General features: G+C 74.1%; 13 protein-coding genes. 12 read left to right on the plus strand and 1 reads right to left on the minus strand.

All coding sequences use genetic code 11. The features are described from left to right. The first annotated feature begins 42 nt into the window (after nucleotides 1-42). The 6 genes from ABZY31_RS15190 to ABZY31_RS15215 all read left to right on the plus strand — a co-directional run bounded on the left by ABZY31_RS15190 (nucleotide 43) and on the right by ABZY31_RS15215 (nucleotide 8,099). The gene (locus tag ABZY31_RS15190; RefSeq protein WP_356409786.1) at nucleotides 43-1,407 is read left to right on the plus strand and encodes an NYN domain-containing protein; all 1,365 of its coding nucleotides are present in this window, start codon (nucleotides 43-45) and stop codon (nucleotides 1,405-1,407) included. 252 nt (nucleotides 1,408-1,659) lie between these two features. Beyond that, complete coding sequence (locus ABZY31_RS15195; protein WP_356409715.1) at nucleotides 1,660-2,691, plus strand: NlpC/P60 family protein; 1,032 nt, start codon at nucleotides 1,660-1,662, stop codon at nucleotides 2,689-2,691. A gap of 264 nt (nucleotides 2,692-2,955) precedes the next feature. Further along, nucleotides 2,956-3,993 carry an NlpC/P60 family protein gene (locus ABZY31_RS15200; RefSeq protein ID WP_356409718.1) on the plus strand — a complete coding sequence of 346 codons (1,038 nt, stop codon included), beginning with the start codon at nucleotides 2,956-2,958 and terminating at the stop codon, nucleotides 3,991-3,993. A gap of 67 nt (nucleotides 3,994-4,060) precedes the next feature. Then, nucleotides 4,061-5,182 (plus strand): hypothetical protein, encoded by a 1,122-nt coding sequence (locus tag ABZY31_RS15205; RefSeq protein ID WP_356409721.1) that lies wholly within the window; start codon nucleotides 4,061-4,063, stop codon nucleotides 5,180-5,182. A 19-nt stretch (nucleotides 5,183-5,201) separates the two neighbouring features. Further along, a complete protein-coding gene (locus ABZY31_RS15210) occupies nucleotides 5,202-6,344 on the plus strand; it encodes a glycosyltransferase family 4 protein (protein WP_356409724.1) in 1,143 nt (380 codons plus the stop codon). Between the two features lie 138 nt (nucleotides 6,345-6,482). Then, on the plus strand, nucleotides 6,483-8,099 hold the full coding sequence (locus ABZY31_RS15215) for a GMC oxidoreductase (protein WP_356409727.1): 1,617 nt from the start codon (nucleotides 6,483-6,485) through the stop codon (nucleotides 8,097-8,099). Between the two features lie 27 nt (nucleotides 8,100-8,126). Here the strand turns inward: ABZY31_RS15215 and ABZY31_RS15220 are convergent, their stop codons facing one another. Beyond that, nucleotides 8,127-9,923 (minus strand): AMP-dependent synthetase/ligase, encoded by a 1,797-nt coding sequence (locus ABZY31_RS15220; protein ID WP_356409730.1) that lies wholly within the window; start codon nucleotides 9,921-9,923, stop codon nucleotides 8,127-8,129. A gap of 240 nt (nucleotides 9,924-10,163) precedes the next feature. Between ABZY31_RS15220 and ABZY31_RS15225 the strand changes: the two genes are divergently transcribed. The 6 genes from ABZY31_RS15225 to ABZY31_RS15250 all read left to right on the plus strand — a co-directional run bounded on the left by ABZY31_RS15225 (nucleotide 10,164) and on the right by ABZY31_RS15250 (nucleotide 15,268). Beyond that, a complete protein-coding gene (locus ABZY31_RS15225) occupies nucleotides 10,164-10,982 on the plus strand; it encodes a metallophosphoesterase (RefSeq protein ID WP_356409733.1) in 819 nt (272 codons plus the stop codon). Between the two features lie 106 nt (nucleotides 10,983-11,088). Further along, the gene (locus ABZY31_RS15230; RefSeq protein WP_356409735.1) at nucleotides 11,089-11,529 is read left to right on the plus strand and encodes an SRPBCC family protein; all 441 of its coding nucleotides are present in this window, start codon (nucleotides 11,089-11,091) and stop codon (nucleotides 11,527-11,529) included. A gap of 76 nt (nucleotides 11,530-11,605) precedes the next feature. Further along, nucleotides 11,606-12,829 carry an ArsA-related P-loop ATPase gene (locus tag ABZY31_RS15235; RefSeq protein WP_356409737.1) on the plus strand — a complete coding sequence of 408 codons (1,224 nt, stop codon included), beginning with the start codon at nucleotides 11,606-11,608 and terminating at the stop codon, nucleotides 12,827-12,829. Nucleotides 12,830-12,900: 71 nt separating this feature from the next. Next, nucleotides 12,901-13,416 carry a DUF5304 domain-containing protein gene (locus tag ABZY31_RS15240; RefSeq protein WP_356409740.1) on the plus strand — a complete coding sequence of 172 codons (516 nt, stop codon included), beginning with the start codon at nucleotides 12,901-12,903 and terminating at the stop codon, nucleotides 13,414-13,416. A gap of 62 nt (nucleotides 13,417-13,478) precedes the next feature. After that, on the plus strand, nucleotides 13,479-14,420 hold the full coding sequence (locus ABZY31_RS15245; RefSeq protein WP_356409743.1) for an ROK family glucokinase: 942 nt from the start codon (nucleotides 13,479-13,481) through the stop codon (nucleotides 14,418-14,420). A 71-nt stretch (nucleotides 14,421-14,491) separates the two neighbouring features. Continuing rightward, nucleotides 14,492-15,268, plus strand: a complete 777-nt coding sequence (locus tag ABZY31_RS15250) for an endonuclease/exonuclease/phosphatase family protein (protein WP_356409745.1) — start codon at nucleotides 14,492-14,494, stop codon at nucleotides 15,266-15,268. The last annotated feature ends 174 nt before the right edge of the window (nucleotides 15,269-15,442 follow it).

A 15,442-nucleotide genomic window follows, 5' to 3' on the forward strand; every position in this document is an offset into this window, starting at 1 on the left:
GAGTCCGGGCCCGCGGTCAGGACGTAACGGTAGGGGTGACGGATCGTGGAGCCAGCAAGCGGCGCTGAGCCGGCCGACGCGGCCGGCGACGCCGCGGAGGTGCTCGACCGCCCGCTGCCCGAAGGCGTGCGGCGCCGGGTGGTCGCGCTGGTCTCGGACGCCTTCGGCGGCCTGACGGTCGCAGATCTTCCGGGCCAGTTGCGCCAGTACGCCCGGTTCACCCCCACCCGGCGGGCGAAGTTCGCGGGCAACGCCATGGCGGCCGCCGTCGAGACGGACGCCGTCTTCCGCGGCCGGGTCGCCGAGAAGCTGCGCGAGGCCCAGCCGGACCTGTCGGCCGCCCTGGAGTGCGGCGCGCCGCCCGCCGCCGCCGACCCCCTCGACGTGGCGGCCGCCGCGTACGTCCTGCGCCCCGCGGGCTGGGTCAAACTCGTGGCCGCGGCCGGCGAAGAGGCGCAGCGCGCCGACGCCGAGCGGGTCGGCGAGGAGACCCAGCGCGAACTGGAGCGGCTGCGCGAGGAGCTGGCGCACCTGCGCGAGCAGCACCGCAACGGCGGCGAGCAGGTGCGCACGGAGCTGGAGGCGTCCCGCAAGGAAGCCGAATCGCTTCAGCGCAAGCTGCGCAGCGCGCTCAACGACGTCAAGCGGGGTGAGGCGGCCCTGCGCAAGGTGATGGCCGAGATCGACGGGATCCGCAGCGAGACCGGTGCCCGGGTGGTGGCCGCCGAGAGCGAGTCCCGGCGGCTGAAGTCACGGCTGGCGGAGGTGGAGTCGGCGCTGGAGACCTCGCGCCGGGCCACCCGCGAGGGGCGCAGCATCGAGGACATGCGGCTGCGGCTGCTGCTGGACACGGTGCTCGAAGCGGCCCAGGGGCTGCGCCGGGAGCTGGCGCTGCCGCCGGTCTCGACGCGGCCCGCGGACACGGTCGAGGCGGTGGAGCCGGGCCGGATGACCCCGAAGGACATCGCGGCGCGGGCGCTGTCGGAGACGGATCCGGCGCTGCTGGACCAGCTGTTGGCGCTGCCTCAGGCCCATCTGGTGGTGGACGGCTACAACGTGACCAAGACCGGCTATCCGACGATGCCGCTGGAGAAGCAGCGGCTGCGGCTGCTGGGCGGGCTCTCGATGCTGGCCGCGCAGACGGGTGCGGAGATGACCTGCGTCTTCGACGGGGCCGAGCTGGCCGCGCCGGTGCTGCTGGCGCCGCCGCGCGGGGTGCGGGTGCTGTTCTCCAAGGCGGGCGTCACGGCGGACGAGTTGATCCGTCAGCTGGTGCGCGCGGAGCCGCCCGGGCGCCCGGTGGTCGTGGTCTCCACCGACCGCGAGGTGGCCGACGGGGTGGCCAAGGCGGGGGCGCGGCCGGTGACGTCCGCCTTGCTGCTGAAGCGGCTTTCGCGCGTTTCGTAACCCCTGGGCGGCATGGGTCATTTGCCGGGATTTTCGGAACGTACCGTCAAGTGACCGCTACCGCGCGTGGGGTGAAAGTAAAGAAGCTGGTCGGTGACCGATTTTTTTGCCGCCAGGATTTGAACTGATCACAGGAGGGTCACTAGGGTCGGCCCAAACCTTCGTGCGATGGATCACTCATTCGGGGTGCCGGCCGAAGGGGCTGCCGGGTGTGCGTGCTCCGGCGGCTCTAGGAAGAAGGAGCTCGCCCCCGTGGCGTCCCACCGTCGACCCAAGCAGCCGAGCCGCCTGCGCGTGACCGTCCTGACGGCCACCGCCGCCGCGGCCGTCGTCCTCTCCGCCAACGGCGCCTCCGCCGCTCCGCAGCCGAGCAAGGACGAGGCCAAGGCCGAGGTGGACGCGCTCTACACGGAGTCCGAACAGGCCGCCGAGAAGGCCAACGGAGCCAAGGAGCGCCAGGACAAGCTGGAGAAGGAGATCAGCCAGCTCCAGGACCAGGTCGCCAAGGGGCAGGACGAGCTCAACACCCTGCGCAGCGCCCTCGGTTCGATGGCGAGCGCCCAGTACCGCACCGGCGGCATCGACAACTCGCTGGCGCTCTTCCTCTCCGGCGACCCCGACAGCTACCTCGACAAGGCCTCCACCATGGAGCAGTTGAGCGGCAAGCAGGTCGAAGCGGTCCAGAAGATCCAGGCGAAGCAGCGCAGTCTCGCGCAGAAGCGGCAGGAGGCCTCGGGCAAGCTCGCCGACCTCGCGGCCACCCGCAAGGAACTGGACGAGAAGAAGAAGGCCGCCCAGGAGAAGCTGGCCGCGGCGCAGGCGGTCCTCAACTCCCTGAGCGCGGACGAGCGGGCGAAGCTCGGCGAGGACGAGAAGCGCGCCAGCCGCAGCGACGGCGACCGCGCGAACCTCGGCGGCGGCGCGAAGGGCTCCGGCCGCGCCGGGCAGGCCCTCGAAAACGCCAAGACGCAGCTCGGCGACGCCTACCACATGGGTGACACGGGCCCCGACTCGTGGGACTGCTCCAGCCTGGTCCAGTGGGCCTACGGCCAGGCCGGCGTGGACCTCCCGCGCGTCACCTACGACCAGGCGAACGCGGGCCGGCACCTGAGCCTGAGCGAACTCCAGCCCGGCGACCTGATCCTGTTCTACGACGACCTGCACCACGTCGGCCTGTACGCGGGCAACGGGATGACGCTGCACGCCTCCAACCCGCGCGGCGGCGTCAAGTACGAGGCCGTCCGCAACATGCCCTTCCAGTTCGGCGTCCGCGTCGCGGGCTGATCCCTCCCCGTGGACCTTCCCCGGGAGGGTCATGCCCGCGGACGCGCCGCGGACCGCCCATCCGGGCGAATTACCAGGGCGCTCCGCGCCCCCTCGCCCCGCCGGTGACCTGGGTCTCCGGCGGGGCGTCACCGTGCGTGCCCGCCCACGGTCGTTGGCCGGTGCGTGAGCGGGCCGCTACTGTCTGCCAGCGCGGAACCCGGCACACGGCCGCCCACGGGGGGCGGACCCGGGCCCCGCGCTAGCGGAAGGGAGCTGCTCGACGTGGCATCCCATCGCCGGCCCGCGCCTACGGCGCACGACCGGAACACCAGGGTCACCGTGCTGACCGCCGCCGCGGCCACCGCCGCGGTCGCCCTGACGGGCGGACCGGCCGGCGCGGCCCCCGCGGATCCGCCCGTCAGTACCCGGGCCCAGGTGGACCGGCTGTTCGAGGAGGCCGAGCAGGCCACCGAACGCTTCAACGCGGCCGGGGAGCGCAGCGCGAAGCTGCGCGCCGAAGTCCTGCGCGCCCAGGACGCCGTGGCCCGCGGCCAGGACCGGATCAACACCATGCGCGGGGTGCTCGGCAGCTTCGCCGGGGCCCAGTACAAGTCCGGCGGCCTCGACCCGGCCGTCGAGCTGATGCTCTCCGAGGACCCCGACGAGTACCTCGACAAGGCCAGCGCGCTGGACCGGCTGACCGACCGCCAGGCGCGGCAGCTCGACGAACTGCGCGAGGAGCAGCGCACGCTGGACCAGGAGCGCCGCGAGGCCTCCCGCAAGCTCGCCGAACTCGACGGGCTGCGCGCCGACACGGCCCGCCACAAGCGGTCCGTGACCGCCAAGCTCGCCGCCGCCCAGCGGCTGCTCAACGCCATGCCGTCGGAGGAACGGGCCTCCTTCGACCGGTCCTCGCGCTCCGCCGACCGGGCCGGCGCGCTGCCCGAACCGCCCGGCTCCGGCGGCGCCTCCTCCGGGCGCGCCGCGGCCGCCGTGCGGGCCGCCCGGGCCGCGATCGGGCGGCCGTACGTGTGGGGCGCCACCGGGCCGTCCGGGTTCGACTGCTCCGGGCTGATGGTCTGGTCCTACCGGCAGGCGGGCGTCTCCCTGCCGCGCACCTCGCAGGAGCAGCGCCACGCGGGGCGCCGGGTCTCCCTTTCCGAGGCCCGGCCGGGCGACCTGGTGACCTACCGCTCCGACGCCAGCCACGTCGGGATGTACGTCGGCAACGGCCAGGTGGTGCACGCCCCCTACCCGGGGGCCGCCGTGCGCTACGACCCGGTCGGGATGATGCCGGTGTCCTCGGTGACCCGCCCCTGAGGAGACCCGCCTCCGGGGGAGCCCGCCCCGTGATCGCGCGGGCGCCCTCCGCGCGTACGATCGCCGGATGGTCCGGGGTCCCCTGCGCGCGCTGCTCCCGCTGCTCGCCGTGCTGCTGGTCGGCGGGTCGGCCTGCGCCCGCCCGGCGGCTCCGCCCGACGGCGCCGAGCGGGCCGTGCGGGCGGCGGTGGCCGCCTGGTCGGCCCGGCCCCCCGCGGCGCTCGCCGCGGTCCCGCTGGAGGGCTGGACGTACGAGGTCACCTCGGTGCGCCGGGACGGCGCCCGGGCCGATGTCCGCGCCGAACTGCGCTACCGGCTCACCGGCTACGATGCCGCTCCCACCGGTTCCGGCCGCGCCCTGACGCTGAGCCAGGACGGCAGCGGATGGCACGTCACCGGTGACCGGCCCGCGCCGGGCGCGCTGCCGCAGCTGTGGGACCAGGGCCCGGTGAGCGTGGTGCGCGGGGACCGAGCGCTGGTGCTGGGCGCCTCCGGGCGGTCCCGGGAGAGCCTGGAAGAGGTCGCGGTGGTGGCCGGGCGGGCCGTGCCCGAGGTGAGCGCCGCCTGGCCGCGGCCGTGGGCGGGCCGGGTGGTGGTCGTGGTCCCCGCGGGCCTGGACGCGATGGCGGCCCTGCTGGGGCGGCCCGCCGACTCCTACCGGGGGCTGGCGGCGGTGACCACCGGACTGGTCGGCGTCTCCCCGGCCCCGGCCGACCGGGTGGTGGTCAACCCGCAGGCGTACGAGGGCCTGAGCGAGCCGGGCCGCCAAGTGGTGCTCACCCACGAGAGCACCCACGTCGCCACCCGCTCCGCGACCACCGCCGCGACCCCGCTGTGGCTCTCCGAGGGCTTCGCGGACTGGGTGGCGTACCGCTCGACCGGGCGCACGCCGGCGGAGGCCGCCCCGGCCCTGCGCCGGGCCGTGGGCCGGGGTGAACTTCCGTCCGCGCTCCCCCCGAACGAGGCGTTCACCTTCGGGAGTGACGCGCAGGCGATGGCCCGCGCCTACGAGGGGGCCTGGCTGGCGTGCCGGCTGATCGCCGACCGCTGGGGCGAGGCGGCCCTGGTCAGGCTCTATGCCGACGCGGGCCGGAGGCCGCTGCCGACGGCCCTGCGCGACGCCCTGGACACCGACCTCTCCGCGCTCACCCGAACGTGGCAGTCGACCCTGCGGGAGGAGCTGCGGTGAGCGGTAGCCTCGCCGCACGATGCACAAGACGCTGATCGTGACCAACGATTTCCCGCCACGTCCGGGCGGCATCCAGGCCTTCCTCCACAACATGGCACTGCGCCTGGACCCCGGCCGGGTGGTCGTCTACGCCTCCACCTGGAAGCGGGGCGCGGAGGCCGCCGCCGCCACCGCGGTCTTCGACGCGGCGCAGCCCTTCCCCGTCGTCCGGGACCCGGCGACGATGCTGCTGCCCACCCCCCGCGTGACCCACCGGGCCACCGCCCTGCTGCGCGAGCACGGCTGCGAGGCCGTCTGGTTCGGCGCCGCCGCCCCGCTCGCCCTGATGGGGCCCGCGCTGAGCCGGGCGGGCGCCCGGCGGGTGGTGGCGACCACCCACGGGCACGAGGCGGGCTGGGCCCAGCTGCCCGGCGCGCGCGGCCTGCTGCACCGGATCGGCGAGGGCGTGGACACGGTCACCTACCTCGGGGAGTACACCCGCTCGCGGATCGCGGGCGCGCTCGGCGAGGAGGCCGCGGCGCGGATGGCGTGGCTGCCGCCCGGGGTCGACGAGAAGACCTTCCACCCCGGGTCGGGCGGCGACCTCATCCGGGCCCGGCTCGGGCTGGCGGACCGGCCGGTGGTGGTGTGCGTGTCCCGGCTGGTGCCGCGCAAGGGCCAGGACACCCTGATCCGGGCGCTGCCGCTGATCCGCGCGGAGGTGCCGGGCGCGGTGCTGCTGATCGTGGGCGGCGGGCCGTACGAGGGCGCGCTGCGGGCGCTGGCCGCCTCCGCCGGGGTCGTGGACGCGGTGCGCTTCACCGGCGCCCTGCCGTGGGGGGAGCTGCCCGCGCACTTCGGGGCGGGCGACGTCTTCGCGATGCCGTGCCGGACCCGGCGGGGCGGGCTGGACGTGGAGGGCCTCGGGATCGTCTACCTGGAGGCGTCGGCGACCGGCCTGCCGGTGGTCGCGGGGGACTCCGGGGGCGCGCCGGACGCGGTGCTGGACGGGGAGACGGGCTGGGTGGTCCGGGGCGGCTCGGTGAGCGACACGGCGGACCGGATCGTCACCCTGCTCCTCGATCCGGCGCTGGCCCGGGCGATGGGGGAGCGGGGCCGGGCCTGGGTGGAGGAGCGGTGGCGCTGGGACCTGCTGGCGGAGCGGCTGCGCGGGTTGCTGTGACAGGCATTGCCCGGGGAGGGGCCGTTCCTGAAGGGCGCGGCACCGAAGATGATCACTCCTGGCCATGTCTGACTGTTACTCAGATATCTGTCAATACGGCATCTGGGTGGACGTTACGATTCCGCCCATGATGCGAGCATGACACCCCAACTGACGCGCCGTCACCTCCTGGGACTCGGCGCCCTCCAGAGCGCGGCCGCCCTCGGATTCACCCGGATCGGACCGTCCGCCGCGGCCGCCGTCGAGCCCGCCGCCGCGCAGTACGCCCCCGCCATCGTCGTCGGATCCGGCTACGGCTCCGCCGTCGCCGCCCTGCGGCTAGGTCAGGCGGGCGTACGGACCGTCGTCCTCGAAATGGGGCGGCTCTGGGACACCCCCGGCTCCGACGGGAAGGTGTTCCCCTCCACCTCCGCCCCCGACCAGCGCTCCATGTGGTACCGCACGCGCACCGAGGCCCCGCTCGCCCAGTTCCTCTGGCTCGACGTGGTCAACCGCGACATCAGCCCCTACCCCGGCGTCCTCGACCGGGTGAACTACGGCGACATGTCCGTCTACGTCGGCCGCGGCGTCGGCGGCGGCTCCCTCGTCAACGGCGGCATGGCGCCCACCCCCAGGCGCGCGTACTTCACCGAGGTGCTGCCCCGGGTCGACGCCGACGAGATGTACGGGACCTACTTCCCGCGGGCCCGGCAGATGCTCGGTGTCAACGACATCGACCCGTCCTGGTTCGAGTCCACCGAGTGGTACCGCTTCGCCCGGATCTCCCGCAAGCACGCCCGGAACACCGGCCTGAAGACCACCTTCGTGCCCAACGTCTACGACTTCGCGTACATGCAGCGCGAGGCGGCCGGCACCGCCACGAAGTCCGCGCTCGCGGGCGAGGTCATCTACGGCAACAACCACGGCAAGAAGAGCGTCGACAAGACCTACCTCGCCGCCGCCCTCGGCACCGGCAACGTCACCATCGAGACCATGCAGCGCGTGGTCGCGGTACGCCAGGACCCGGCCGGGGGCTACGTCCTCACCGTCCGGACCAGCGACCTGACCGGGCGGGTCACCCAGACCCGCGAACTGGGCTGCGGGCAGTTGTTCCTGGGCGCGGGCAGCCTCGGCACCACCGAGATCCTGCTGCGCGCCCGCGAGACCGGGGCGCTGCCCGGGCTGAGCGAGGAGGTCGGGCGCGGCTGGGGCCACAACGGCAACGTGATGACCGCCCGGGCCAACCACCTGTGGGACACGGTCGGCGCCCACCAGGCGACCATGCCCGCCCTCGGCATCGACGACTGGGACAACCCCTCGAACCCCGTCTTCGCCGAGATCGCGCCGCTGCCGATGGGGTTCGAGCACTGGATCTCGATGTACCTGGCGATCACCAGGAACCCGGAGCGCGGTCACTTCACCTACGACGCGGCCACCGACTCGGCGCGGCTCCGGTGGACCCGGGACCAGAACACCCCGTCCGTGGACGCCGCGAGGCGCCTGTTCGACCGGATCAACCGGGCCAACGCCACGATCTACCGCTACGACCTGTTCGGCGGCAACAGGAACTTCGCGGACAACTTCACCTACCACCCGCTGGGCGGCTGCGTGCTGGGCGCCGCCACCGACGACTACGGCCGGGCCAAGGGCTACCGGGGCCTGTACGTCGTCGACGGCTCGCTCGTCCCGGGCTCCCTCGGGGTCAACCCGTTCCTCACCATCACCGCGCTCGCCGAGCGGAACATGGCGCGGATCCTCGCCGAGGACCCGCGCTAGCCCCGCCCGGCCGGGCGGACGTGGGGCTCAGCCGCGGTAGAGGGCCTCGACCTCGTCCGCGTAGTCCTTCGCCACCACATGGCGCTTCAGCTTCAGCGACGGCGTCAGGTGGCCCGACTCCTCCGTGAACTGGGAGGGCAGAATGCGGAATTTCCGCACCGATTCCGCCTTGGAGACCGCCGCGTTGCCGTCGTCGATCGCCTGCTGGACGGCGGCGTTGAGGTCCGCGTCCTCGCGCAGCGACGCCGCGGTCGAACCCGCGGGCTTGCCGTTCTCCGCCGCCCACCGGCCGAGGAACTCCTCGTCGATGGTCACCAGCGCGGCCACGAACGGCCTCGCGTCACCGACCACCATGCATTCGGCGACCAGCGCGTGGGCGCGGATCCGGTCCTCGATCACCGCGGGAGCGACGTTCTTGCCGCCCGCGGTGACGATGAGTTCCTTCTTGCGCCCGGTGATCGTGAGGTAGCCGTCCTCGTCGAGGGTGCCGACGTCGCCCGTACGGAACCAGCCGTCGGCCAGGGCCTCGGCGGTCGCCGTCTCGTTCTTCCAGTACTCCCTGAAGACGTGCTCGCCGTGCAGCAGCACCTCGCCGTCGTCCGCGATGCGCACGACCGACCCCGGGAGCGGCTGGCCGACCGTACCGATCTTCGTCCGGTCCCACGGGTTGAAAGCGGTCGCCGCGCAGGACTCGGTCAGGCCGTAGCCCTCCAGCACGGTGAAGCCGATGCCGCGGAAGAAGTGGCCGAGCCGCTCGCCGAGCGGGGCGCCGCCGGAGATCGCGTACTCGCCGCGGCCGCCGAGGACCGTGTGCAGCTTGGAGTAGACCAGCTTCGTGAACAGCTTGTGCTTGAGCCGGAGCCCGAAGGACGGGCCGCCCGGGGCGTCCAGCGCGCGGCTGTAGGCGATCGCGGTCTCGGCCGCGGCGTCGAAGATCCGGCCCTTGCCCTCGGCCTGTGCCTTGGCGCGCGCCGAGTTGTAGACCTTCTCGAAGACGCGCGGCACACCGAGGATGAGGGTGGGCTTGAAGGACTGGAGTTCGTCGGTCAGGTTCTTGATGTCCGGCACGCAGCCGAGCCGGATGGGGGCCAGTACCGCCGCCACCTCGACCAGGCGCCCGAAGACGTGGGCGGCCGGGAGGAAGAGCAGGACCGAGCACTCGCCGGTGCGGAAGAGCGGACTGAGGCGCTCCACCACGTTGCCGCACTCGGCGAAGAAGTTGCGGTGGGTCAGCACGCAGCCCTTGGGGCGGCCGGTGGTGCCCGAGGTGTAGACGATGGTGGCCGGGTCGTCGGCGTTGGCGAGGCCGCTGCGCTCGTCGACCTCCGCGTCGGTGACCGAGGCGCCCGCGGCGCGCAGGGACTCCAGCGCGCCCGCTTCGATCTCCCAGACCTCGCGCAGCTCGGGGAGCCGGTCGCGCAGGGAGGCCACGGTCGCGCTGTGCCCGGGGCTCTCGACGATCACGGCGGCCGCGCCGGAGTCGCCGAGGATCCACTGGATCTGCTCGGCCGAGCTGGTCTCGTACACGGGGACGGTGACGGCGCCCGCGCTCCAGATCGCGAAGTCGATCAGGACCCACTCGTAGCGGGTCCGCGACACCAGGGCGACGCGGTCGCCGGGCCGCACGCCCGCCGCGATCAGGCCCTTGGCCGTGGCGCGGACCTCCGCCAGGAACTCGGTCGCGGTGACGTCCTGCCAGGCGCCGGCGACCTTGCGCGCCATGACGGCGGTGGCCGGATGCTGAGCGGCGTTGCGGCGGATGAGATCCGTCAGGTTCCCGTCCGACGGGACCTCGTACAGGGCCGGAAGGCTGAACTCGCGCAAGACTGCTGCTCCTCTGGGCGCCATCGCCACGATGTGGACCGACCGGACGTTACCCACGAGTAGTGGGTTCCCGATAGAGGGAACCGGCCAGATGTTCCGTGCGTCACACGACGCCGCCGTACCCACCCGAGCGTAGTCGACCCCCTTCGGGACCCGGAAGTAACCGCAGGTCCGGGCAGCTGCACGAGATCCGCCCCACCCCGGCGGCGGCCCGCCCCCGCGCACCCCTAGGGTGACTGCATGGGTGGTGTGAAAAGCGGCAACGAACGCACGGCGGACGCGGGGACCAAGAGCGGCACGCGGGTCCACGTCGTCAGCGACGTCCACGGCAACGCCGAGGCGCTGGCCCGGGCCGGGGAGGGCGCGGACGCCCTGATCTGCCTGGGCGACCTGGTCCTCTTCCTGGACTACGCCGACCATTCGCGCGGCATCTTCCCGGACCTCTTCGGCGTCGAGAACGCCGACCGGATCGTCGCCCTGCGCACCGAGCGGCGCTTCGAGGAGGCCCGCGCGCTGGGCCGCGAGCTGTGGGCGGGCCTGGACCGCGAGCAGGTCATCGAAGGCGCGGTGCGCCGGCAGTACGAGGAGATGTTCGCCGCCTTCCCCACCCCCACCTACGCCACCTACGGCAACGTCGACATCCCCTCGCTCTGGCCGCAGTACGCCCGCCCCGGCACCACCGTCCTCGACGGCGAGCGCGTGGAGATCGGCGGCCGGGTCTTCGGCTTCGTCGGCGGCGGCCTGCCCTCGCCGATGCGCACCCCGTACGAGGTGGACCCGCAGGAGTACGCCGCCAAGATCGAGGCGCTCGGCGAGGTCGACGTCCTGTGCTCGCACATCCCGCCCGAGGTCCCCGAGCTCTGCTACGACACCGTGGCCCGCCGCTTCGAACGCGGCAGCGCCGCCCTGCTCGACGCCATCCGCCGGACCCGGCCCCGGTACGCCCTCTTCGGACACGTGCACCAGCCGCTGGCCAGCCGGATGCGGATCGGCGCCACCGAGTGCGTGAACGTGGGGCACTTCGCGTCGACCGGAAGGCCCTGGGCCCTGGAGTGGTGAGGCCCGCCCGCGCGGTAGCCTTCACGCGGCGGCCGCAGGCCGCGACACTTCCCGCACGTCCCCAGCTGCCGCTGGGAGGTGCCACCAGCCCGGAGGAGCGACCGCGATGGCGGAACACACCAGCTCGAGCATCACGATCGACGCGGCGCCGGCGGACGTCATGGCCGTGATCGCCGACTTCGGGCGCTACCCCGAGTGGACCGGCGAGGTGAAGGAGGCCGAGGTGCTGGCCTCCGACGCCGCGGGCCGCGCCGAGAAGGTGCGCCTGCTGCTCGACGCCGGGGCGATCAAGGACGACCACACGCTCAACTACACCTGGAAGGGCGCGGACGAGGTCAGCTGGACCCTCGACAAGTCGCAGATGCTGCGCCAGCTCGACGGTTCCTACCGGCTCGCCCCGCTCGACGGCGGCAAGCGCACCGAGGTCACCTACCAGCTGACCGTGGACGTCAAGATCCCGATGCTCGGCATGATCAAGCGCAAGGCGGAGAAGGTCATCATCGACCGCGCGCTGGCCGGCCTGAAGAAGCGCGTCGAGGCCGTCTAGAACCGGTCGCGGCCCGCCGCCCCTCGCGCATCGCGCACCCGCCGAACCCGCAGTACCCGACCCGGAGCCGTCGTACGTGCACACCTTGCTGATCACCGGCCCCGGCGGGGCGGGCCGCACCACCGTCGCCGCCGCCACCGCCCTCGCGGCGGCCCGGCGCGGACGGCGGGTGCTGGTCCTCTCCGGCGACCCCGGTGACCCGCTGGGCACCCTGCTGGGCCCGGCCCTCGGGGCGGCGGCCAGGGTGGCGCCCGGGCTCACGGCGGTACCCGTCGCGGCCGACGGCATCTGGGCCGCCCGGATCGACTCGGCCGACGAGTTCCGCGCCGAGCTGGTCACCCTCCAGGAACGCGGCGCCACCGTCCTCGGCATGCTCGGCGCACGGCCCCTGGGCGCCGAGGAACTCACCGAACTCCCCGGCGCCGAACAGTTCGCCCTGCTGCGCGCCTTGCGCCGGGCCGCCGGCGCCGCCCGCGCCGGAACCTTCGACCTGGTGGTGGTCGACATGCCGCCCTTCCACCAGGCCGTCGCCACCCTCGCGCTCCCGGCCCAGCTGCGCCGCTACCTGGCCCGGCTGCTGCCCGCCCAGCGGCAGGCCGCCCGCGCGCTGCGGCCCGTACTGGCCCAGCTGGCGGGCGTCCCCATGCCCGCGCAGTGGCTGTACGAGGCGGCCGCGCGCTGGGACGAGGAACTGGCCGCCGTCCAGGCCGTCGTGGAGGCGGACACCACCTCCGTACGAGTGGTCGCCGAGCCGGGACCGGGCGCCGACGGCGCGCTGCGGCTCGGGATGCTCGGACTGGCCCTGCACGAGCTGCCCGTCGGGGCCGTCGTGGCCAACCGGCTGGTGCCCCGGAACTCCGCGGACCCCTGGCTGGCCGGACTGGCCGCGCAGCAGGAGAAGTACGCCGCCGCCTGGTCCGGGGCCCACCCCGGCGCGGCCCGGCTCGCCCTTGACCACCTGGGCGCGGACCCGCGCGGTCCGGGGGACCTGGCCGCGCTCGACCCGCGGGACGAGCTGGCGGACGTACCCGCCGGGCCGCGCCGCGCCTGGGCGGTCGAGGACCGCCTCGCCGAGGACGGGGTGCTCGTCTGGGCGGCCGCGCTCCCCGGCGCGGTCAAGGAGGACCTGGACCTGGTCCGGCGCGGGGACGAGCTGCTGCTGACGGCCGGCCCGTTCCGCAGGATCGTTTCGCTGCCCTCCGCGCTGCGCCGCTGCACCGTCTCCGGCGCGGGCCTGCACGAGGGGACGCTGCGCATCCGCTTCACCCCGGACCCGGGCCAGTGGCCGGTCGCACCCTGAACGCGGTGCCGCCGTTCGGGTAACGTCGAGGGTGTTCCCACCGCCCCGCAGCCTGCCCAGGAGAGTCCGCCATGAGCGAGGCAACCGACCGTCCCGCAGACGACGACGCCTGGGCCAGGGCGTGCGCCGAGGACCTGGCCGCCGAGCGGGAACGGCGCCGGTCCCGCCAGGGGCCGCACGGCGGGGGCCCCACCGACCCGGGGAGCCCGGCCGAGGAACTCTTCAAGCTCTTCGAAGCCGTCGCCGACAAGGTCGCGGGCCTCAACAACCCGCTGATCGGCATGGCCGCGCAGGGCGCCGCCCGCCAGTTCGTCAGCCAGGCCAAGAGCGCCGTCAAGCCCGTGATCGAGCGCAACCCCGAGGTTTTCGACCACCTTGCGGCCGCCGGATCCGAGCTGCTCGCCGCCTACCGCTCGGCCGTCGAAGGCCACGAGCGCCGCTGGACCCGGGACGAGCCCTCGCCCCGCACGGCCCCCGGCGCGGGCGCCCGCGGACAGGGCGCGGGCGACGGCGCGGGGGAGCGTACGACGGACGGCAAGGGCGACGACGACGGATCCGGCCCCGCCGAGCGCATCGATCTCGACTGATTCCCGTCCAGCCCTCGGGTACCGTGGGCCCCGGCGGGGTTTGACCGGAAACCGAGGGACTAATGGGACTCACCATCGGCGTCGACATCGGCGGCACGAAGATCGCGGCCGGCGTGGTCGACGAAGAGGGCACCATCCTTGAGACGTACAAGGTGCCCACCCCGCCGACCGCGGACGGCGTGACCGACGCGATCTGCGCCGCAGTGTCCGAAGTCGGCAGCAGCCACACCATCGACGCCGTCGGCATCGGCGCCGCCGGGTACGTCGACGACAAGCGCGCGACGGTGCTCTTCGCACCCAACATCGACTGGCGGCACGAGCCGCTCAAGGACAAGGTCGAGCAGCGCATCGGCCTGCCGGTCGTCGTCGAGAACGACGCGAACTGCGCGGCCTGGGGCGAGTACCGCTTCGGTGCCGGCCAGGGCCACGACGACGTCATCTGCATCACCCTCGGCACCGGCCTGGGCGGCGGCATCATCATCGGCAACAAGCTGCGCCGCGGACGGTTCGGCGTCGCCGCCGAGTTCGGGCACATCCGGGTCGTCCCCGACGGCCTGCTGTGCGGCTGCGGCAGCCAGGGCTGCTGGGAGCAGTACGCCTCCGGGCGCGCGCTCGTCCGGTACGCACGGCAGCGGGCCAACGCCACCCCCGAGAACGCGACGACGCTGCTCGCGCTCGGCGACGGCACGCCCGAGGGCATCGAGGGCAAGCACATCAGCGAGGCCGCGCGCGCGGGCGACCTGGTGGCGGTCGACGCCTTCCGCGAGCTGGCCCGCTGGGCGGGCGCCGGTCTGGCCGACCTGGCCTCGCTCTTCGACCCGTCGGCGTTCATCGTCGGCGGCGGGGTCTCGGACGAGGGCGACCTCGTCCTCGACCCGATCCGCAAGTCCTTCAAGCGCTGGCTGGTCGGCGGCGCCTGGCGGCCGCACGCGCAGGTCCTCGCCGCCCAGCTCGGCGGCAAGGCCGGGCTCGTCGGCGCGGCCGACCTGGCCCGCCAGGGCTGAGTTCGCTCCTCTCGCAATCTGCCCGTCGCGCCCCCTGGGGGAGCGGCGGGCAGCTGCATAGGTTGGTCCGTATGGACCTGCCCGTGGACATGGCCGTGGACGTGCCTCCGCTGCCCGCATCGCTCACCGAGCCCGACGGTTCCGCCGTGATCCGGGTGCTCGGCTACAACGTGCGCTCCTTGCGCGACGACGAGGAAGCGCTGGTCCGGGTCATCCGGGCGTGCGCCCCCGACCTGGTCTTCATCCAGGAAGCGCCGCGGTTCTTCCGCTGGCGCAAACACGCGGCGCGCCTCGCGTCGAAGACGGACCTGGTGGTGCTGAGCGGGGGTGCGACGGCTGCCGGGCCGTTGCTGCTGTGCTCGCTGCGGGCCTCCGTGGAACGGACCGAGGACGTGCTGCTGCCGCTCGCCCCCGGGGAGCACCGGCGCGGCTTCGCGACGGCCGTGGTCCGGATCGGGGGCGTCCGGGTGGGCGTCCTCAGCGCGCACCTGTCCCTGCGGGCGGCGGAGCGGTACGAGCAGGCGGGCCTGCTGCTGGAGCGGCTGGCCGGGATGGACGTCCCGTACGTCGTGGCGGCCGGGGACATCAACGAGCGGCCGGAGGGGCCGGCCTTCCGGCGGCTCGCGGCGGAGCTGCAGGACTGCTGGGCGGTGGCGCCGTGGGGCGGGGAGCACACGTGGGTGCGGACGGATCCGGCGCGGCGGATCGATGCCGTGTTCGCTTCGCGGGGGGTGGAGGTGCTGGGCTGCGGGGTCCCCGTGGGACTGCCGGGGGTCTCGGTCGCGGACCTGCGTGCCGCGACCGACCACTACCCGGTCCTGGCCGCCCTCCGCCTCCCGGCGAGCTAGCCGCCCCCGCCCGTGTGGCCTCCGGTGGGTGTCGCCTCCGGCGGGGGCCCTCAATCGCCGGGCGGGCTTGAGGTGGCTGGGCCTGGGGACTGCCGCGGGGCGGACCGGGAGGGGCGTCAGGGTTGTGCCGCGTACTGCTGGGCCGGGCAGAACCAGCCCGCCCGGCGTTTGAGG

The sequence above is a fragment of the Streptomyces sp. NPDC006529 genome, assembly GCF_040611795.1.
Taxonomy (GTDB): domain Bacteria; phylum Actinomycetota; class Actinomycetes; order Streptomycetales; family Streptomycetaceae; genus Streptomyces.

Coding starts and splice junctions, on each gene's coding strand:
- ABZY31_RS15205 (WP_356409721.1), top strand. CDS start 4,061: ATGGTCCGGGGTCCCCTGCGCGCGCTGCTCCCGCTGCTCGCCGTGCTG.
- ABZY31_RS15210 (WP_356409724.1), top strand. CDS start 5,202: ATGCACAAGACGCTGATCGTGACCAACGATTTCCCGCCACGTCCGGGC.
- ABZY31_RS15215 (WP_356409727.1), top strand. CDS start 6,483: ATGACACCCCAACTGACGCGCCGTCACCTCCTGGGACTCGGCGCCCTC.
- ABZY31_RS15225 (WP_356409733.1), top strand. CDS start 10,164: ATGGGTGGTGTGAAAAGCGGCAACGAACGCACGGCGGACGCGGGGACC.
- ABZY31_RS15230 (WP_356409735.1), top strand. CDS start 11,089: ATGGCGGAACACACCAGCTCGAGCATCACGATCGACGCGGCGCCGGCG.
- ABZY31_RS15240 (WP_356409740.1), top strand. CDS start 12,901: ATGAGCGAGGCAACCGACCGTCCCGCAGACGACGACGCCTGGGCCAGG.
- ABZY31_RS15245 (WP_356409743.1), top strand. CDS start 13,479: ATGGGACTCACCATCGGCGTCGACATCGGCGGCACGAAGATCGCGGCC.
- ABZY31_RS15250 (WP_356409745.1), top strand. CDS start 14,492: ATGGACCTGCCCGTGGACATGGCCGTGGACGTGCCTCCGCTGCCCGCA.